The sequence below is a fragment of the Shewanella sp. 10N.286.52.C2 genome, from assembly GCF_002874545.1.
Lineage (GTDB): Bacteria > Pseudomonadota > Gammaproteobacteria > Enterobacterales > Shewanellaceae > Shewanella.
In genome coordinates, this window is sequence record NZ_MCTV01000081.1 from 1 (window position 1) to 1,392 (window position 1,392).

At 38.4% G+C, this 1,392-nt stretch carries 1 protein-coding gene; it reads left to right on the forward strand.

The genetic code is table 11. The features are described 5' to 3' along the window. The first annotated feature begins 162 nt into the window (after positions 1-162). Complete coding sequence (locus tag BCU94_RS19350; RefSeq protein ID WP_133149813.1) at positions 163-1,110, forward strand: hypothetical protein; 948 nt, start codon at positions 163-165, stop codon at positions 1,108-1,110. Positions 1,111-1,392 lie beyond the last annotated feature (282 nt).

Here is a 1,392-nt window from a genome sequence, read left to right on the forward strand (position 1 = left end):
CTCCGAAAGTAAAGAACAAGTCGTTACACGAGACCTTCGGCTCGTGAACTAAATCGTTATATACCTTAGAGAGTTTTCGAAGTGCAGCCCGAAGATACATTCGAATTTCACTAGCGAAGTTAAAAATTTAAAAAAATAGGAAGAGGAACAATCAGGATGACTATGTGTTTATGGACTTACAAAAGACCTTTTCAATACGAAGGTAATGATTATGAAGTGAAATACTCCTTTTCACTTAAAACTTATACGTCACAGCTATTTTGCAATGGAACACTAGTAGACAAATGTACACATTCATTTGATGGTGATTTCAAAGTGGTTGTGCATAAGTTTCAACCTATCAGCCAACCAAACAATCGAACTAAAGAAGTAATAGTTTCCGTTGGTTACTTTAGTTGGTTGAGTGTCGGTATCGAAGTTAGGGTAGGAAGTGACTTAATTTATGAAAGTCACCCAGGTAAAGACATTCACTTTGCAACTAAAAAACTAGAAAATTTAGGTGTTTCTGACAATCCAATAGAGGCAAATGAGAAAAGAAAACTTCAAAGTGAAAAATGGCGAAAAAACAAACCTTCTATTTTCGCTGATATAGGCATTGGAGCGGCATTTTTTGTGGTAGCAAAAGTGACTGGAGACTTAAAAATGGCTGCATTTACGGGCGTGTTCTTAGGGGTAGCACTCGTTATTATCCAACGCTTTGTTAAAGTCGACTTACTAGGTGGGTTTGCAGTATTCGGAACGATGATGCTCTTAGTATCAGCAATATTTGCCATTGCCTTTCAAAGTGAGTATTTAGTGCAACTTAAGGGCACATTTATGGGGTTGCTCAGCGCATCAGCACTTATGGTAGATGGAGTGTTTAATAAAGGTGGTTACTTTGGCACCCGTTTTGAGCGCTACGTAAACTCCCCCATTCAACATAGGTACTTTGTCCTAGGCTTAGCATTGATCGGTTTATGTATGGCAGTAATGAATTTTAGTGTTGCAACTCAATTAACAGAAGAACAGTGGCTCACGTATGATACTTTTGTTGAAACACCTGTTTATTTAGTGATGTTTTTTTTCCTCGTTTGGCGTGCAGGTAAAAAAGCTGATCCAAGAGTGTGTTAAATTGTACAGAGCAATTGCAATCGGTATATAACAGATAAGTATAGGCCGCGCGTAGCCGCGTCCTTATCCCAAGTGTTGAACAAGCCCGAGTGATACCTTTATAGTGTAAATATCGGCGTAAGATCTTACGCTTTTTCGATGTGTGCAGAGCAGTTACATTTTTTACTAGCCGCATAGATCCCTTAGCATCGTCAGCTAAATAGCAAGGCCACCCATTCTAGTTGGCTAAATGTTAAACACTCTACTAGGCTTTAGTTATTAGTTAATTTTCGGTAATTAATG

Coding starts and splice junctions, on each gene's coding strand:
- BCU94_RS19350 (WP_133149813.1), top strand. CDS start 163: ATGTGTTTATGGACTTACAAAAGACCTTTTCAATACGAAGGTAATGAT.